At 66.5% G+C, this 17,097-nt stretch carries 14 protein-coding genes; 9 read left to right on the forward strand and 5 right to left on the reverse strand.

The features are described 5' to 3' along the window. The first annotated feature begins 31 nt into the window (after window positions 1–31). From infB to LC407_RS11110, 6 genes are all read left to right on the forward strand, one after another. A complete protein-coding gene (gene infB / locus LC407_RS11085) occupies window positions 32–2,674 on the forward strand; it encodes a translation initiation factor IF-2 (RefSeq protein ID WP_025876227.1) in 2,643 nt (880 codons plus the stop codon). 92 nt (window positions 2,675–2,766) lie between these two features. Continuing rightward, window positions 2,767–3,150 (forward strand): 30S ribosome-binding factor RbfA, encoded by a 384-nt coding sequence (gene rbfA, locus LC407_RS11090; protein WP_025876229.1) that lies wholly within the window; start codon window positions 2,767–2,769, stop codon window positions 3,148–3,150. A gap of 109 nt (window positions 3,151–3,259) precedes the next feature. Continuing rightward, window positions 3,260–4,168: a tRNA pseudouridine(55) synthase TruB gene (gene truB / locus LC407_RS11095; protein WP_223482830.1), complete on the forward strand. Its 909-nt coding sequence runs from the start codon at window positions 3,260–3,262 to the stop codon at window positions 4,166–4,168. A 177-nt stretch (window positions 4,169–4,345) separates the two neighbouring features. Then, window positions 4,346–4,606 (forward strand): 30S ribosomal protein S15, encoded by a 261-nt coding sequence (gene rpsO, locus LC407_RS11100; RefSeq protein ID WP_005410445.1) that lies wholly within the window; start codon window positions 4,346–4,348, stop codon window positions 4,604–4,606. A gap of 148 nt (window positions 4,607–4,754) precedes the next feature. Continuing rightward, complete coding sequence (gene pnp, locus LC407_RS11105) at window positions 4,755–6,863, forward strand: polyribonucleotide nucleotidyltransferase (RefSeq protein WP_025876239.1); 2,109 nt, start codon at window positions 4,755–4,757, stop codon at window positions 6,861–6,863. Between the two features lie 133 nt (window positions 6,864–6,996). Continuing rightward, window positions 6,997–8,562 (forward strand): winged helix-turn-helix transcriptional regulator, encoded by a 1,566-nt coding sequence (locus tag LC407_RS11110; protein ID WP_223482831.1) that lies wholly within the window; start codon window positions 6,997–6,999, stop codon window positions 8,560–8,562. Here LC407_RS11110 and LC407_RS11115 read toward each other — a convergent pair. Then, on the reverse strand, window positions 8,531–9,595 hold the full coding sequence (locus LC407_RS11115) for a serine hydrolase (protein ID WP_025876243.1): 1,065 nt from the start codon (window positions 9,593–9,595) through the stop codon (window positions 8,531–8,533). The genes LC407_RS11110 and LC407_RS11115 overlap by 32 nt on opposite strands. 114 nt (window positions 9,596–9,709) lie before the next feature. After that, entirely contained in the window at window positions 9,710–10,693 is a 984-nt protein-coding gene (locus tag LC407_RS11120) for a hypothetical protein (RefSeq protein WP_223482832.1), read from the reverse strand. Window positions 10,694–10,898: 205 nt separating this feature from the next. Here LC407_RS11120 and LC407_RS11125 point away from each other — a divergent pair, with 205 nt between their 5' ends. Together LC407_RS11125 and LC407_RS11130 are read left to right on the forward strand one after the other, a co-directional pair. Beyond that, on the forward strand, window positions 10,899–12,089 hold the full coding sequence (locus LC407_RS11125) for a glycoside hydrolase family 18 protein (protein WP_223482833.1): 1,191 nt from the start codon (window positions 10,899–10,901) through the stop codon (window positions 12,087–12,089). Between the two features lie 106 nt (window positions 12,090–12,195). Then, entirely contained in the window at window positions 12,196–12,585 is a 390-nt protein-coding gene (locus LC407_RS11130) for a VOC family protein (RefSeq protein WP_343122494.1), read from the forward strand. A 25-nt stretch (window positions 12,586–12,610) separates the two neighbouring features. Here LC407_RS11130 and LC407_RS11135 read toward each other — a convergent pair whose 3' ends face one another. From LC407_RS11135 to LC407_RS11145, 3 genes are read right to left on the reverse strand one after another with little or no spacing between them, the layout of a single operon-like run. Continuing rightward, on the reverse strand, window positions 12,611–14,170 hold the full coding sequence (locus tag LC407_RS11135) for a PepSY-associated TM helix domain-containing protein (RefSeq protein ID WP_218787777.1): 1,560 nt from the start codon (window positions 14,168–14,170) through the stop codon (window positions 12,611–12,613). Window positions 14,171–14,180: 10 nt separating this feature from the next. Then, window positions 14,181–14,444 carry a hypothetical protein gene (locus tag LC407_RS11140; protein ID WP_223482834.1) on the reverse strand — a complete coding sequence of 88 codons (264 nt, stop codon included), beginning with the start codon at window positions 14,442–14,444 and terminating at the stop codon, window positions 14,181–14,183. Further along, entirely contained in the window at window positions 14,444–14,740 is a 297-nt protein-coding gene (locus LC407_RS11145) for a hypothetical protein (protein WP_025876254.1), read from the reverse strand. The genes LC407_RS11140 and LC407_RS11145 overlap by 1 nt, the downstream gene beginning before the upstream one ends. A 419-nt stretch (window positions 14,741–15,159) precedes the next feature. Between LC407_RS11145 and thrS the strand changes: the two genes are divergently transcribed. Next, on the forward strand, window positions 15,160–17,061 hold the full coding sequence (gene thrS, locus LC407_RS11150; protein WP_025876257.1) for a threonine--tRNA ligase: 1,902 nt from the start codon (window positions 15,160–15,162) through the stop codon (window positions 17,059–17,061). The last annotated feature ends 36 nt before the right edge of the window (window positions 17,062–17,097 follow it).

Here is a 17,097-nt window from a genome sequence, read left to right on the forward strand (position 1 = left end):
GGGGGGGCGCCCACAAGATCATAGGATCCGAATGTCGCAGCAAACCACCATCCGCAAGCTTGCTGAACTGGTCAATACACCGGTCGAAAAACTGCTGGAACAGCTGGCTGGTGCCGGCATGAAGTTCAGCGGTCCCGACCAGGTCGTGACCAGCTCCGAGAAAGTGAAGCTCCTGGGCTTCCTTCGTCGTTCGCATGGCAAGCCCGAGCAGGCCCCGGAAGAGACTGATCAGTCTGCCAAGAAGATCACCCTCAACCGTCGCAAGCAGCAGGAAGTGACGGTCAATTCCGGTCGCAGCAAGACAACCGTGAACGTGGAAGTGCGCCAGAAGCGCACCTACGTCAAGGCCGATGGTGGTCGCGCGATGACCCCGGACGAAGAGCGTGCCGACATCCTGCGCAAGCTGGAAGAGTCGCGCGCACGCAACCTCGCCGAGCAGCAGGCACTGGCCGAGAAGGACCGCCTGCGTGACGAGGAAATCGTCCGCAAGCGCGAGGAAGAGGTCGCTGCCAAGGAGCGTGCCGAGGCCGAGAAGAAGGCGGCCGAGGAAGCTGCGGTCGCCGCCAAGGCTGCCGAAGCCCTGGCTGCCAGCCAGCCCAAGGTGCGCGCGCCGATCGACGAAACCGCGCCGCGCCCGCCGCGTGCTCCGGCTGCAGCCCCGGCTGCTCCGCGTAGTGCGCCGCCGCGCAGCGACGACCGCAACAATCGCAACGCGCCGCGCAACGAGCGTGGCCCGGGTGATCGCTTTGCCGGTCAGATGCACTTGTCCGCCGCCGATCGTGCGCGCCGTGGCAACAGCAACAACAGCAACAACCGTGGTCGCCCGGGCAGCCGTCCGACGTCCGGCCGTCGCGACATGTCGCGCGGCGGTGGCAACTCCGGCCCGCACGCCTTCGAACGTCCGACCGCACCGGTCGTGCGTGAAGTGGCGATCGGCGACACCATCACCGTGGCCGACCTGGCGCAGAAGCTCGCGCTGAAGGGCGGCGAGGTGGTGAAGGCGCTGTTCAAGATGGGCGTGATGGCCACCATCACCCAGTCCATCGACCACGACACTGCGGCACTGGTCACCGAAGAGCTGGGTCACAAGGCGATCCGCGCCAGCGACAACGACGCTGAAGACGCGCTGTTGGCATCGGCTGGCGAGAACCAGGGCGAGGCCGTGCAGCGTCCGCCGGTGGTCACCATCATGGGCCACGTCGATCACGGCAAGACCTCGCTGCTGGATTACATCCGTCGCACCAAGGTCGCCACCGGCGAAGCCGGCGGCATCACCCAGCACATCGGTGCGTACCACGTTGAAACGCCGAAGGGCGTCATCAGCTTCCTGGATACCCCGGGCCACGCCGCGTTCACCTCGATGCGCGCCCGCGGTGCCAAGCTGACCGATATCGTGGTGCTGGTCGTGGCTGCCGATGACGGCGTCATGCCGCAGACCAAGGAAGCGATCCAGCACGCCCGTTCGGCGGGTGTGCCGCTGATCGTGGCGATCAACAAGATCGACAAGTCCGGTGCCGACCCGATGCGGGTCAAGAACGAGCTGCTCTCCGAGCAGGTCGTGGCCGAAGACTTCGGTGGCGACACCCAGATGGTGGAGATCTCGGCCAAGACCGGCCTGGGCATCGACGATCTGCTGGAAGCTGTTTCGGTCCAGGCTGAACTGCTGGAACTGAAGGCGGTCGACGACGGTCGTGCCAACGGCGTGGTCATCGAATCGTCGCTGGACAAGGGTCGTGGCCCGATCGCGACGGTGCTGGTGCAGCAGGGCCGCCTGAAGAAGGGCGATTACCTGGTGTGCGGCATCCAGTACGGCCGCGTGCGTGCGCTGTTCGACGAAACCGGCAAGCAGCCGGAGTTCGCTGGTCCGTCCATCCCGGTGCAGGTCCTGGGCCTGTCCGGCGTGCCGGAAGCCGGTGACGACTTCGTCGTCGTTGACGACGAGCGTCTGGCCAAGGACGTTGCCCAGCAGCGTGAGACCAAGCGCCGCGAATCGCGCCTGGTCGCCACCGCTGGCAGCCGCATGGAAGACATCATGGCGACCCTGGGCAAGGGCGAGGGCCAGCAGGTCCTCAACCTGGTCATCAAGGCCGACGTGCAGGGTTCGGTGCAGGCGTTGAGCCAGGCCCTGGTGGCGCTGTCCAACGACGACATCCGCATCAACGTGATCCACTCCGGCGTGGGCGGCATCACCGAGTCGGATGCCAATTCGGCTGCCGCTTCGAAGGCCACCGTCATCGGCTTCAACGTGCGTGCGGATGCTTCGGCCCGTCGCATCATCGAATCCAACGGCGTGGACCTGCGTTACTTCTCGATCATCTATGACGTGATCGATCAGGTGAAGCAGGTGGCCTCCGGTCTGCTGGGCGTGGAGATCCGCGAAGAGATCATCGGTATCGCCGAGGTCCGCGACGTCTTCCGCAGCTCCAAGCTGGGTGCCGTCGCCGGCAGCATGGTCATCGAGGGCGTGGTCAAGCGCAACAAGCCGATCCGCGTCCTGCGCGACAGCGTGGTGATCTTCGAAGGCGAGCTGGAATCGCTGCGCCGCTTCAAGGAAAACGTCGAGGAAGTCCGCAACGGTACCGAATGCGGTATCGCGGTGAAGGCCTACAACGACGTCAAGCCGGGTGACCAGATCGAGTGCTTCGAGCGTATCGAAGTGCCGCGCACCCTGTAATGCTGTGCGGTGGCCCGACCAACGGTCGGGCCCTACCATGTACATGTAGCGCCCGACCGTTGGTCGGGCGACAACTCAATCAAGAGTCCCTCGTGCCCAAGACTTTCCATCGAACCGACCGTGTCTCCGCCCAGCTGCGCCGTGAACTCGGCACCCTGGTGCACAACGCCGTGCGTGAGCACGGGTTGCCCTCGGTGAGCGTGTCCGACGTGGAAATCACCCGCGACATGGCCCACGCCAAGGTGTTCGTCACCGCGCTGATGCCGGAACGTTCGGTTGAAGCCGTGAAGGGCCTGAAGGAACTGGCCTGGGGCCTGCGCATGGAGCTGGCGCGCGCGATGAAGCTGCGGCATGTGCCGGAGCTGCATTTCCACTACGACGACTCGGTCGATCGTGGCGAGCGCATCGACAACCTGTTGCGCGACCTGCCCGATACCGTGGCCGCCGAAAAGCGTCGCGAAGGCGACGAAGAATAACCGCGCGACGCCGGGCATGCCCGGCGTTGTTGCATTCCGGCTGCGCGATGTCTGATGCAGACCGCGCTGCGCGCTCGCTGGGCATGGCCCGGCGCTACCCGTACCTGTCATGACCCGAATTCAGTTCCGCCGCCTGGATGGCATCCTGCTGCTCGACAAGCCGACCGGCATGAGCTCCAACGCCGCGCTGCAGGTCGCCCGTCGCCTGTTCCGTGCGGAGAAGGGCGGGCACACCGGCAGCCTCGACCCGCTGGCCACCGGCCTGTTGCCGCTGTGCTTCGGCGAGGCCACCAAGATTGCCGGCCTGCTGCTGGGCTCGGCCAAGGCCTACGACGCCGAGATCGTGCTGGGCCAGACCACCGATACCGACGACGCCGAGGGCCAGGTGCTGCTCGAACGGCCGGTGCCCGTGATCAGCGCCGAGACCCTGCAGGCGGCGATCGCGCCGCTGCTTGGCGACATCCTGCAGCGTGCGCCGATCTATTCCGCGCTCAAGCAGGGCGGGGAGCCGCTGTATGTGAAGGCCCGCCGTGGCGACGCCATCGAGGCGCCCGAGCGCCAGGTCAAGGTCCACGCCATCGAGATTCTGGAGCAGCACCCCGAGCGGCTGCGGCTGCGGGTCACCTGCGGCTCGGGCACCTATATCCGCAGTCTGGCCCGTGACCTGGGTGAAACGCTGGGCTGTGGCGCGCACATCAGCGCCCTGCGGCGCCTGTGGGTGGAACCGTTCCACGAACCGGCGATGGTCACCCTGGAGCAGCTGAGGGCTCTGGTGGAAGCGCAGGATGAGGCCGCCATGGACGCGCTGCTGCTGCCGCTGGCGGCGGGCCTGTCCGAATACCCCCGGGTTGACCTGGACGCCGAGCAGACCCAGCGCTTCTGCGTGGGCCAGCGCCAGCGCGACCTCTCCTGGCCGCGCGGCCTGGTGGCGGTGTTTGGCCCTGGATCGGTGGCGCAGGGCCTGGGCCAGGTCGACGACAGCGGTCTGCTGGCCCCGCAGCGCCGCTTCAACCTCTGAACGAGGAGGCCCGGTTCAGCCCCGGACCTTGTTCCAAAGCCCCCTGGCCGTTACAATTCCGCGGCCGTTTTACGGCAGCCTGCCGAAGGCGGGTTTCATCCATTGTTGGTTCACGGCGAGCCAGGCGGTGCGCGAAAGCGCGTTCCTGCCGGCCACGCATCACAGAGAAAAAAAGACATGTCGATCGACACCCAGAAGGTCATTGAAGACAACAAGCGCAGCTCGGCTGATACCGGCTCCCCGGAAGTCCAGGTTGCACTGCTGACCGCCCGCATCGAACTGCTGACCGGCCACTTCAAGACCCACAAGAAGGATCACCACAGCCGCCGTGGTCTGCTGCAGATGGTCAACCGCCGCCGCAGCCTGCTCGACTACCTGAAGAAGAAGGACGTCGAGCGTTACAAGGCCCTGATCGAGAAGCTTGGCCTGCGTCGCTAAGCAACGAATCCCCCGCGGCGCAGCGATGCGCCGCGGTTTTGTTTTGTAGCACCGCAATACCTTTTTCAGATCGGAACGACCGGTCATCCGTTGGCGGCAAGGGTCGCCCACGGTCCATTCGCAGACAGCATCCCCAAGGACACCCTCCGTGGCAAAAATCACCAAAACCTTCCAGTACGGCAAGCACACCGTCACGCTTGAGACCGGCGAAATCGCCCGCCAGGCCGGTGGCGCCGTCATCGTCAAGTTCGACGACACCGTGCTGCTGGTCTCCGCCGTTGCCGCCAAGAGCGCGCGTGAGGGCCAGGACTTCTTCCCCCTGACCTGTGACTACCAGGAGAAGTTCTACGCCGGTGGCCGTATCCCGGGTGGCTTCTTCAAGCGCGAAGGCCGCGCGACCGAGAAGGAAACCCTGATCTCGCGTCTGATCGATCGTCCGATCCGTCCGCTGTTCCCGGAAGACTACAAGAACGAAGTCCAGATCATCGCCACCGTGATGTCGCTGAACCCGGACATCGACGGTGACATCCCGGCCCTGATCGGTGCCTCGGCTGCGCTGTCGCTGGCCGGCACCCCGTTCAAGGGTCCGATCGCCGCCGCCAAGGTGGGTTACAAGAACGGTGAGTACATCCTCAACCCGACCGTGACCGAACTGAAGGATTCGGAGCTGGAGCTGGTCGTTGCCGGTACCGCCAACGCTGTGCTGATGGTGGAATCCGAAGCCGCGCTGCTGTCCGAAGACGTGATGCTGGGCGCCGTGACCTTCGGTCACCGCGAAATGCAGAAGGTCATCAACGCGATCAACGAACTGACCGTGGAAGCCGGCACCAAGCCGTCGACCTGGGTCGCCCCGGCCAAGAACGACGTGCTGATCAGCGCCCTGCAGGAAGCCATCGGCCCGCGTCTGGGCGAGGCCTTCCAGGTGCGCGACAAGCTGCAGCGCCGCGACGCCATCTCGGCGATCAAGAAGGACGTGGTCGAGTCGCTGGCCGGCCGCGTTGCCGCTGAAGGCTGGAACCCGGCCGAGCTGTCGAAGGAATTCGGCGAGCTGGAATACAGCACCATGCGCAACTCGGTGCTGGACACCAAGGTCCGCATTGACGGCCGTGCGCTGGACACCGTCCGCCCGATCGCAGTGAAGACCGGCATCCTGCCGCGTACCCACGGTTCCTCGCTGTTCACCCGCGGTGAAACGCAGGCCATCGTGACCATCACCCTGGGCACCGCCCGTGATGGCCAGGTCATCGATGCCGTCTCCGGTGAGTACAAAGAGAACTTCCTGTTCCATTACAACTTCCCCCCCTACTCGGTGGGTGAAACCGGCCGCATGATGGGCCCGAAGCGTCGCGAGATCGGCCACGGCCGTCTGGCCAAGCGCGGCGTGCTGGCAGTGATGCCGTCGCTGGAATCCTTCCCGTACACCATCCGCGTCGTCTCGGAAATCACCGAGTCGAACGGTTCCTCGTCGATGGCGTCGGTCTGCGGTTCGTCGCTGGCCCTGATGGACGCCGGCGTGCCGGTGAAGGCTCCGGTGGCCGGCATCGCCATGGGCCTGGTCAAGGAAGGCGATCGCTTCGTCGTCCTGTCCGACATCCTGGGTGACGAAGATCACCTGGGCGACATGGACTTCAAGGTTGCCGGTACCGCTGAGGGCATCTCCGCCCTGCAGATGGACATCAAGATCGAAGGCATCACCGAAGAGATCATGAAGCAGGCTCTGCAGCAGGCCAAGGCTGGCCGTCTGCACATCCTGGGCGAAATGGCCCACGGCCTGACCGCCCCGCGTGAGGAGCTGTCGGACTACGCGCCGCGCCTGCTGACCATCAAGATCCACCCGGACAAGATCCGCGAAGTGATCGGCAAGGGTGGTTCGACCATCCAGGCCATCACCAAGGAAACCGGCACCCAGATCGACATCCAGGATGACGGCACCATCGTCATCGCTTCGGTCAATGCCATCGCTGCCCAGGCCGCCAAGGCCCGCATCGAGCAGATCACCTCGGACGTCGAGCCGGGCCGCATCTACGAAGGCAAGGTCGCCAAGATCATGGACTTCGGTGCGTTCGTCACCATCCTGCCGGGCAAGGACGGCCTGGTCCACGTGTCGCAGATCTCCAGCGACCGCGTCGAGAAGGTCGGCGACGTGCTGAAGGAAGGCGATGTGGTCAAGGTCAAGGTGCTGGAAGTCGACAAGCAGGGCCGTATCCGCCTGTCGATGAAGGCCGTCGAGGAAGGCGAAGGCGCCACCGCCGAGTAATCGACCGCAGGTCGATGACGGTAGGTGTCAACCTTGGTTGACACGCCAGAATGAAAAAGCGGGCTTCGGCCCGCTTTTTCTTTGCCTGTCGTCCGGCGCTGCCTACGTCGTACCGCGGCGCTATGCTTCACCCATGGACACCCTGCGCCTGCTTGACCTGCAGATCGATCGCCCCGCGCAGCGGGTCAGCCGCGACGGCGACGTACTGCCGATCCAGGGGCTGAGCTGGCGCCTGTTCGACGTGCTGCTGGCACACGGCAACGACGTTGTCGACTTCGACACGCTGGCTGCACAGGTGTGGGCACCTGCAGTGGTTGGCGAGGATGCGATCAGCCAGCGGGTCAAGCTGCTGCGGCAGGCGCTGGGTGATGACAGCCGACGCCCGCGCTACATCCGTTCGGTACGCGGGCGTGGCTATCAGTTGTGTGCAGTGCCGACCACCGCACCGCCGGCAGCGGCGTTGCCCGCTGCCGCGCACCGGAAGAAGTGGCCATGGCTTGCCGGCGCCGGTGTCGTCGTTCTCGCCGCTGCCGCCTCGTTCTGGCCGCGCACGCCGGCGGCCGGTGGCCCGCTGCCGTTGCTGCAGCGCGCCGACTATTACGCCAGCATTGGCCAGGCCAGCAACAACGAGCGCGCCATCGCCCTGTACCGGCAGGCATTGCAGGTGGACCCTGATTCCAGTCCGGCGCGCCGCGGCCTGTCACGAGCGTTGTCCGCGCAGGGCTGTCTGTTCAATGGATCGCCCGAGCAGGTCCGGGAAGGGCTGGCGCTGGCCAACATCGAACGTGAACTCGCGCCGCAGGAGGGTGCTGTGTACGCGCTTCGAGGCTATGCCTACGACTGCCTCGGGCAGATGCCGCAGGCCATTTCCGAATACGAGCGGGCGATCGCGCTGGATCCGGGCGACGAGCGCACCCGTGCCTCGCTCGCCTACCTGCACCAGGAGCGCGGCCACCTTGCCCTGGCCCTGCGTGCCAATCTTGCATTGACGGCGCCCGAGCGCCTGCGCTTCCGTGATGTGCAGGTGGCGCGCGAACTGGAGCTGCTCGGTTTCACTCACGCGGCCGCGCAGCGCCACGCGCGTAATTTCCAGCTGTATCCGGACAACGTCTTCGCCAACATCGCCTGGCCGCGCAGTCTGTTCGCGGCAGGTGACCCGGGCCGGGCGAGGCAGGCGTTGACCGAGGCGCTGGCACGCGGCACGCCACATCCGCAGTTGCTGCGGCTGCAGGGCGAACTGGCGCTGCTGGCGGGCGATCACGCCGGTGCTGCCGATGCCTTCGAGCGCGGGCGGCAGCTGCGTCCACAGCAATCGCTCGGTCAATCGCTGGCGGCCTTGTACGCGCAGCCCGCGGCATCGCCGGAGTGGGTGGCGTCGCGTCTTGCAATGTTGCAGGCGCAGCGCGGCGACGGTTGGTCCGATGCCGCGCTTGAGCGGGCCCTGCTGCTGCAGGCGCAAGGCGACCCGGAGGCTGCCGTCACCGCGCTGCAACAGGCGGTCGATGATGGCTTCCGCGATGCGGCGTGGTTGCGCTCCACGCCGCTGTTTGCGTCCCTGCACGAAGCGCGCGGCTGGGCGCCGCTGCTGGCGCGCATCGATGCCGATATCGGCCGCCAGCGTGCGCAGGTGCTGGCGGCCGACTGGCGTCCCGCCGGGCTGGCCGACCTCAGCGCAGCGCCGGCAGCAGGAATTCGGTGAGAATGCGGCGCGACTGCGGGTGAGCGATGCTGCGGTTGTAGGCCTGGCTGGTCACCACCGCGACAGCGCGCTGTTGCGGCAGCAGGAACACGTAGTTGCCGCCGTTGCCGGACATCGCCCATACGGTCTGTGGCTGGCCACCGACAGTCAGTTTCAGGCCCCACCATTGATAGCCGTAATCGCTGCCGTCGCCGGCCGTTGCCTGCGGTGACAGCATCGCGGCGACGTAGTCGCGTGGAACCAGCTGGCGCCCCTGCCAACGACCGCCATCAAGCACGAGCTGGCCGAGGCGGGCCAGGTCCCGGCTGCGGTAGCGTGTGCCGCCTCCGCCCATGCCGATGCCCTCGGGGGAACGGTTCCACTGGCTGTGGGTGATGCCCAGTGGTCGTTCCAGTGCATGGGCTGCGTAATCGGCCAGCGGTTGTCCGGTCGCACGTTCCAGTACCGCGCCGAGCACGAAGGAGTTGGCGGTGCAGTAGGCAAACGCGCGCCCGTGAGGACTGTCCTCCGGGCGCGCCATCCAGGGCGCGAAGCCCTTCACCGGCAGCGCCAGGGCGAAATCGAGCCAGCGCTCGCCGACGTACATGCGCTCCTCGTGGCCGGCCGAGAACGGGTTCTCGTCGTCGCACTCCCACAGCGTGCTCATCGCCAGCAGATCCTCCACCGTCGTGCCACGCAGGCGGGGGTCCACGTCGTGGTGGGCGACGAAGGCCGGGAAGTAGTCGTACACCTTCGCGCGAACGCCCGGCAGCCGGCCGTCGCCGATCGCTGCGCCGACCAGCAGGGCGGTCACGCTTTTGCTGGCCGAGCGCACGTCGTGCAGGGTCTGCGCATCGGCACCGTTGAAATAGCCCTCGTACACGACCTGTCCATCAACCTGCAGCAGCACGCTGCGGATCTGTTTCAGCTCATCGCTGGCGATGGCCTGCTCCAGCGCGCGCATGCGACCGGGATCAGGGTGGGCAGGGCCTGCGATGCAGGGGAGGGCGTACAGGCACAGCAGCAGGGTGGACACAGGCAGGGGCGAACGCATGATCGGACTCCATCGAAAGGAGTGCCGATTCGGCCAGAGGGTTGGCTGAAGTGCTGGAAGGACGCCTGAAGAATTCTGAAAGCCTTGTGCTGCAAGGCCTGCAGCGCCCTGCCGTCATGCGTCCGCTTGTTCGTGACCCAGCCACCACACCTGGCCCGGCTGCGGACCCTGCTGCGGGTGCTCACGGTGTTCGATCGCATCGAGCGTGCGCCCGGTGCCTGCCGCGGCCCAGGCCGACATCAGTTTTTCGACCGCAGCGCGGCCCTGTGCGGCAATACCGAGATTGCGCTCGCGCACCCAGCCGCCGTCATCCTCGCGGCTGTCGTCATCGTGCTGGTGAGGTGCCCCATAGCTGCAGCGCAGGCACAGGTGACGTACCGAATGGGTCCAGTCTTCGACCAGGCCGATGCCGGGCAACGTCATTGCGCGCAGCGCGGCGATGTCGTCCTGCGAACCGCATTGCACGAACACGGCGTAGGTCGCCATGTCCGACTGCTGCAGGCGCTGCATGGCATTGAACACCGGTACTTCGCGCTCGCCGTAGGTCCGGCGCCCGGTGGAGGCGCCGTCGTGCAGCACGATGTCGCCGAAGCGGAACCCGCTCTCCGGAAGCGGCACGTTTTCCAGCCGCGCGCGTACCGGATCGAGCCGGCGCATGTACACGGTCTCGCCGCTGGACCACGGATTCAGGCGAACACAGGCAACACCGAAATTGCCGTTGATCGGGCCTTCGCCCTCGGGGAGGGTGATGCCGCAGCGGGTCCATTGCCGGCGCGCCTCGGCCCAGTCGCCGGCGCCGGTGGCGGCAATTCCCGCATTCCACGCGGTCGCCTCATCGACTTCATCGCGCAGCTGCTCGGAGCGGAGATTGTCCTGCAGCGACAACGCCCACTCGCGCAGGTACTTGTGTGCCAGCCCGCGCATGTAGTGCAGGTGGGGGATGTCGGGTGTCCATTCGACGAGCTGGCCGAACAGCATTGCTGCGTCAGCCAGGTCGCCCGCATCAAAGGCCGCATAGGCGCGGGCCTCCAGCGCCTGCAGCTTTTCGAGGGTTTCGTCGTCCAGCAGTTCGCCGTCTGCGTCGTGGTCTGCGGTCATGTCCGTGTGCCAGTGAAGATCCAGCGCCACCTTAGCTCAGGCAGGTCGTGTGTTGTCCTGCAGCGAAGTGCTTTCGACGTTGTGCAGCCACGACCGTGTCAGCTTCCAGCGGCACGCCACTGTCCAGCGGACGACATGCACGGACATCCGCACCACGGGCCGATCTGTTTGCTAACGTGGCGGCGCCTTCGACCCGGGAGTTTCCATGTTCCGCCAGACCTTGGCCGTACTTGCAGTGCTGATCGCCGGCACCCTGCCCATTGCCGCGCAGGCGCAACCGGCGCAACCGCCGATCTTCGGTGCGTACTATCCCGGCGGTTCCGCCGAGCGCTATCCGGTATCGAGCATCCCGGCCGAACGACTCACCCATCTGTTCTATGCGTTTTCCACCATCGCGGACGGACGCTGTGCGATCGGTGCCGAGGCGCCAGCCAACTTCGCCGCGTTGGCCGAGCTCAAGCGCAGGCATCCGCATCTGCGCACGTTGATTTCGATCGGGGGCTGGGGCGCGGGCGGGTTCTCCGATGCGGCGCTGACCGAGACCAGCCGCAGGCGCCTGGTCGATTCGTGCATGGCGTTGTTCTTCGAGCGCCATGCCGGCAGTTTCGATGGCGTGGACATCGACTGGGAGTTCCCCGTCAGCGGTGGCCCGAATGAACTGGCGCACCGCCCGCAGGACCGTGCCAACCTGACCAAGCTTGCGCAGGCATTCCGGCTGGCGCTGGATGCCCGCGGCAGAAAGGCGGGGCAGCCGATGCTGCTGACCGCCGCGCTGGCCGCTGGCCGTCTGCAGACCGATGGGCCATACGACCCTGCCGCCAGCTACGATCTGCGCGCGTTGGCCAAGGTGTTCGATTTCATCAACCTGATGAGCTACGACATGGGCACCGGCTTCTCGTCGGTATCGACCTTCAATGCCCCCCTGCATGAAGTGCCAGCCGACCCGCTGGCGCCGGAACTGCGGCGCTGGAACAACGTGGCCGGTGCCGTGCAGTACTACCGCGAGCATGGCGTGCCAGCGGGCAAGCTGGTGCTGGGCGTGCCGTTCTACGGGCGCGGCTTCAAGGTCGCCGGCGAGTCGGCGGACGGCCTGTACCAGGCCTACAGCGCGCCGGCCGATGCCGGTGACTGGCGGGTGATCAAGGCGCGCTATCTCGACCAGCCGGGTTGGACGAAGCATTGGCAGCCGCAGGCGCAGAGCCCGTGGCTGTACAACCCGGCGCAGAAGATCTTCATCAGCTACGAGGATCCGCGCTCCATCGGCCTGCGTGCGCAGTTCGCGCGCGAGCAGGGCCTGGCCGGTGTCTTCATGTGGGAACTGACCGGTGACGACGAGCAGGCCAGCCTGCTCAACGCCATGCTCGCTCCGTGGCAGAAGGCCCGCGTCGGCGACTGACCGGTTCGACATCTCCGGACCGGGGCTGGTACGGCGGTGACGGGCAAACGCTGTGGCCTGAAACCGCACATCGGCGCCATGCACGCAGCGCTAAGCTGCGTGCATGATCATCATCGACCGCCTGGACCATCTGGTGCTTACCGTTGCCGACATCGAGCGCAGCTGCGACTTCTACCAGCGCGTGCTGGGCATGCAGGTCGTGCGCTTCGGGGCCGGCCGCGTCGCCCTGCAGTTCGGCCAGCAGAAGATCAACCTGCACCCGGCCAGCGCGCCGCTGCAGCCCCACGCGCTGCTGCCGACCCGTGGCAGCGCCGATCTGTGCCTGATCACCCCGCTGGGCGTACAGGCGGTGCTGGCCCACCTGCAGGCCCAGCAGGTGACGATTGAAGAAGGACCGGTGCCGCGTACCGGAGCGCTTGGGCCGATCGAGTCGGTGTACTTCCGTGACCCGGATGGAAACCTGATCGAAGTGGCCCGCTACGTGGAAGCCATGTAAACCCGCGTGCTGCGAGCGGGCTTGGTCAGTTCGCCCACACGCTGTTGGGGTCACCGTTGCGGGCCCGCCGCTGGCTCGCATACGCCAAGCGGGCAAAGCCAAACGCCATCGCCAGTGCCATCGCATCGATCCAGAACAACGGCCAGTGCCCGCGTGCGGCGGCCAGCCACAGCCAGTCACCGTTGAGGGCGCCGTGCGCCAGCGGCACCAGCGCGGTGCTGATCGCCGCAGCCCACAGCAGTTCACGCGCCGCCTGTGCCGGGCGGCGCAGGGCTGCCCACAGCGCACACGCCGCCCAGGTCACGAAGCAGGCCCAGCGGATGCCGTGGTCGACCTGGGCAGGCGCTGCCCGCTCCAGCACCAGCGCGGCCACGAAGGCCACCGAGATCGCCACGCACAGGCCGATGCAGACGCCCACCGTGGCCCGCGCCATGTTGACGGCCGCGCGCGACTGCTGCGGCTGACGGCGCTTGCGACGCGACTCGATCCACAGCAGGTTGCCCGAATAGAACAGGAAGGCGCCGCCGAGGCCGAGCAGGAAGTACAGCCAGACCACCACGCCGTTGCCGAACTCGCCGAAATGCAGGGCGTAGGCGGCACTGAGCGTGGCGTGATTGGCATCGCGCTGGCCGGGCAGCTGGCTGGCCAGCACGCGGCCGCTTTCGACATCCAGCGCGACAGCGCCGAGCGGGCCAAGCGTACCGCTGGCCTCGCCGGTGATTTCGATGGTCGCGTTGGCATCACCGCCATTGGCCAGTTTCAGGTAGGCCGGTTCGAAGTTGGCCACGCCCTGCGCGCGGGCCACTTCCAGCGCCCGCGCGTGCAATTCGCGCAGGCTGCCCGGTGCGGCAGGGATGCCACTGGCTTCGCGCAGCGGCGCGGTATCCATCGCCGTCGGTACCGCCTGCAGCGCCTTGCCGTCGTAGATCAGGGGATCGAGTACCGCCATCTGCATGAACACCAGGCAGAGCAGGGCGCCGGTCACCGCGAACATCAGGTGGAACGGCAGGCTGAGCACGCCGATCACGTTGTGCGCGTCCTGCCACTGCTGCTTGAGATTGCGGCCCGGGCGCAGCGCGAACAGATCGCCCAGCAGCTTGGGCAGATGGATCACCAGCCCGCTGAGCAGGGCCATGCCGTACAGCAGGCTGACGATGCCCATCACGTAGATCCCGGCCACCGGCAGGCCCAGGCTGTAATGCAGTTCGTTGACCAGCTCGGCCAGCCCGGTCTGCGGTGGCGTCGGACTGCCGCCGGTCTGTCCTGGCCATGCATAGCGCCAGCTGCCATCTTCGGCCTGCCAGTAGGCCAGCGGCTGCGGATGATCGGCGCCCGGGAAGGTCATGCCGACGTGGCGACGCGCTTCCGCATGCGTGGCCAGCACGTCGTCGAGCAGGTACTGGGCGTCATCCAGGCCGGCCGGCAATGCGGTTGCCGCGCCAGGCGTCTGCCACAGCGGGAGGTCGTGGTGGAACAGGGTCAGTGCGCCGGCATAGAACGCCACGAACAGCCCGAAGCCGGCGACCAGGCCGACCCAGGTGTGCAGGGTGGTGAACGTGCGCAGGGTCTGTGAACTGAATTTCATGTGGTCGATCTCATTGCACTGCGCCGGCCAGGCGCAGCAGGCCGAGTACGGCGAAGCCAAGCGCCGCGCAACCCGCCAGGGTCAGCCAGGCGCGCAACGGGCTGCGGAAACTGAAGGCCCACAGCGCGGCCAGCATCCACAACGGGACGAACGCGATCAGGCTCGGCACCAGGGCTTTCTGCCAGAGGCCCGGCGGCAGCCATGCGACCAGGCCGGTCGCCGCAGCGGCAAGGAAGAAGCCGGCGAAGATGCCGGCCAGTGCGCGCGACCACATCAGCGCGGCTCCACATCGGGGCGGTGCCACGCGGCCAGTGCCGGCAGCAGCATGGCGGCCAGCATCCAGGTGCACAGCATCGCCACCAGGCCGGCGGCAAAGCCCAGTTCGGCCATCCACAGCCACAGCGCAGCGACTGCAGCGACCAGGCCGATCTGCCGGCCCAGGCGCCCGGCACGGCGCAGGCGTGGCCAGCGGCAGTGCGGGGAGGCGGCATAGAAGGCCAGCGCGGAGAACATCGCCGACAGCATGCCGAGGCTGCAGAAGCCCAGGGTCGACAGGCCAACGGTGATCATCGGGGGCTCCGGGCCCGGCATACGGCCGGTGAACGCGGGGCACGGGCGGGACCGGCAGGCGCCGGTCGGGGCGGGTGGCGCATTGCAGGATCCTGGGGGGAAGCGGGCAGGCCGGCACGGGGCGGGCTGCGCGGACATGGTAATCATTGCGTTTTCACGCCGCCAGCCAGCGCCATTCAGGCACCGCTTGGGCTTTGTCCGCCGCTGGTTTAAGATCACGGGCAACCACATCCTGGAACCAAGGTGGCCCGCGCACTGCGCCGGCCGAGCGTGCGACATGAGCACTACCACCGCCCACTGTTGACCTGCCCCGAAGGCCCTGCATTCCAGGCGCCCTCGCGGCGCTTTTTTATTGCCCGGACGACAGTCCGGGAGCGCTTTCCAGCCCGCTACGGCGGGCCCCGCATGAAGCCATTGCAATGATCACGATTACCCTTCCCGACGGCAGCCGCCGCGAATTCGAAAACCCCGTCAGCGTCATGGACGTCGCCCAGTCGATCGGCGCCGGCCTGGCCAAGGCCACCATCGCCGGTTCGGTGGATGGCGTGCTGGTCGATGCCAGTGACGTCATCGACCACGATGCGTCCCTGCGCATCATCACCGCCAAGGACGAGGAGGGCGTGGAAATCATCCGCCACTCCAGCGCCCACCTGGTCGGACACGCGGTCAAGCAGCTCTATCCGGACGTGAAGATGGTGATCGGCCCGGTGATCGCCGAGGGCTTCTACTACGACATCTACTCCGAGCGCCCGTTCACCCCCGAAGACATGGCGGCGATCGAAAAGCGCATGGGCGAGCTGATCGCGCAGGACTACGACGTCATCAAGAAAGTGACGCCGCGCGCGGAAGTCATCGAGATCTTCAAGGCCCGTGGCGAGGACTACAAGCTGCGCCTGATCGAGGACATGTCGCCTGACATCCAGGCGATGGGCATGTACTACCACCAGGAATACGTGGACATGTGCCGTGGTCCGCATGTGCCGAACACGCGCTTCCTGAAGGCCTTCAAGCTGACCCGCATTTCCGGCGCCTATTGGCGCGGCGACGCGCAGAACGAGCAGCTGCAGCGCGTCTACGGCACCGCCTGGGCCGACAAGAAGCAGCTCGATGCGTACATCAAGCGCATTGAAGAAGCGGAGATGCGCGACCACCGTCGCATCGGCAAGCAGCAGGACCTGTTCCACCTGCAGGAAGAGGCCCCGGGCCTGGTGTTCTGGCACCCGAAGGGCTGGGCGCTGTGGCAGGTGGTCGAGCAGTACATGCGCAAGGTGTACCGCAGCACCGGCTACGGCGAAGTGCGCTGCCCGCAGATCCTGGACGTGTCGCTGTGGCAGAAATCGGGCCACTGGGACAACTACCAGGACGCGATGTTCTTCACCGAATCGGAGAAGCGTACCTACGCGCTCAAGCCGATGAACTGCCCGGGTCACGTGCAGGTGTTCAACCAGGGGCTGCACAGCTACCGCGATCTGCCGATCCGCTACGGTGAGTTTGGTGCCTGCCACCGCAACGAGCCCTCCGGCGCGCTGCACGGCATTCTGCGCGTGCGTGGCTTCACCCAGGACGACGGTCACGTGTTCTGCACCGAAGACCAGGTCGAGGCGGAAGTGACCGCGTTCCACCAGCAGGCGCTGGCGGTGTACCAGCACTTCGGCTTCGAGGAGATCCAGGTCAAGATCGCGCTGCGCCCCGAATCGCGCCTGGGCGATGACGCCACCTGGGACAAGGCAGAGGGCGCGCTGCGCTCGGCGCTGTCCAGCTGCGGGGTGGAATGGCAGGAGCTGCCGGGCGAGGGCGCCTTCTATGGCCCGAAGATCGAGTACCACCTGAAGGACGCCATCGGCCGCACCTGGCAGCTGGGCACCATGCAGGTCGATTTCATGATGCCTGGCCGTCTGGGCGCTGAATACGTGGACGAAAACAGCCAGAAGAAGCATCCGGTCATGCTGCACCGGGCCATCGTCGGTTCGATGGAGCGTTTCCTGGGCATCCTGATCGAGCACCATGCCGGCCAGTTCCCGGCCTGGCTGGCGCCGACCCAGGTGGTGGTGGCCAATATCACCGATGCGCAGGCTGAATACGTCTCTGCGGTGACCAAAAGCCTTGCGGATCAAGGCTTCCGCGTCAGCGCCGATTTGCGTAACGAGAAGATCGGCTATAAGATTCGCGAGCACACGCTGCAGCGCGTGCCGTACCTGCTGGTCATTGGTGACCGCGAGAAGGAAAACGGCGCTGTGGCGGTGCGTACGCGTTCTGGCGAAGATCTCGGCAGCATGAGCCTCCAGGCTTTCACCGAGCGGCTCCAGGCCGAGGGCGCGTAAACAAAGGTCCGGCCCGTGCGCATTGGCGCCCGGGCC

Source organism: Stenotrophomonas sp. OVS01A, assembly GCF_019969775.1.
In the GTDB taxonomy this organism is placed as follows: domain Bacteria; phylum Pseudomonadota; class Gammaproteobacteria; order Xanthomonadales; family Xanthomonadaceae; genus Stenotrophomonas; species Stenotrophomonas indicatrix.

Excerpts from the sequence above, each read along its gene's own strand:
- infB (WP_025876227.1), top strand. The coding sequence starts at position 32 with ATGTCGCAGCAAACCACCATCCGCAAGCTTGCTGAACTGGTCAATACA.
- truB (WP_223482830.1), top strand. The coding sequence starts at position 3,260 with ATGACCCGAATTCAGTTCCGCCGCCTGGATGGCATCCTGCTGCTCGAC.
- rpsO (WP_005410445.1), top strand. The coding sequence starts at position 4,346 with ATGTCGATCGACACCCAGAAGGTCATTGAAGACAACAAGCGCAGCTCG.
- LC407_RS11110 (WP_223482831.1), top strand. The coding sequence starts at position 6,997 with ATGGACACCCTGCGCCTGCTTGACCTGCAGATCGATCGCCCCGCGCAG.
- LC407_RS11115 (WP_025876243.1), bottom strand. The coding sequence starts at position 9,595 with ATGCGTTCGCCCCTGCCTGTGTCCACCCTGCTGCTGTGCCTGTACGCC.
- LC407_RS11120 (WP_223482832.1), bottom strand. The coding sequence starts at position 10,693 with ATGACCGCAGACCACGACGCAGACGGCGAACTGCTGGACGACGAAACC.
- LC407_RS11125 (WP_223482833.1), top strand. The coding sequence starts at position 10,899 with ATGTTCCGCCAGACCTTGGCCGTACTTGCAGTGCTGATCGCCGGCACC.
- LC407_RS11135 (WP_218787777.1), bottom strand. The coding sequence starts at position 14,170 with ATGAAATTCAGTTCACAGACCCTGCGCACGTTCACCACCCTGCACACC.
- LC407_RS11140 (WP_223482834.1), bottom strand. The coding sequence starts at position 14,444 with ATGTGGTCGCGCGCACTGGCCGGCATCTTCGCCGGCTTCTTCCTTGCC.
- LC407_RS11145 (WP_025876254.1), bottom strand. The coding sequence starts at position 14,740 with ATGATCACCGTTGGCCTGTCGACCCTGGGCTTCTGCAGCCTCGGCATG.
- thrS (WP_025876257.1), top strand. The coding sequence starts at position 15,160 with ATGATCACGATTACCCTTCCCGACGGCAGCCGCCGCGAATTCGAAAAC.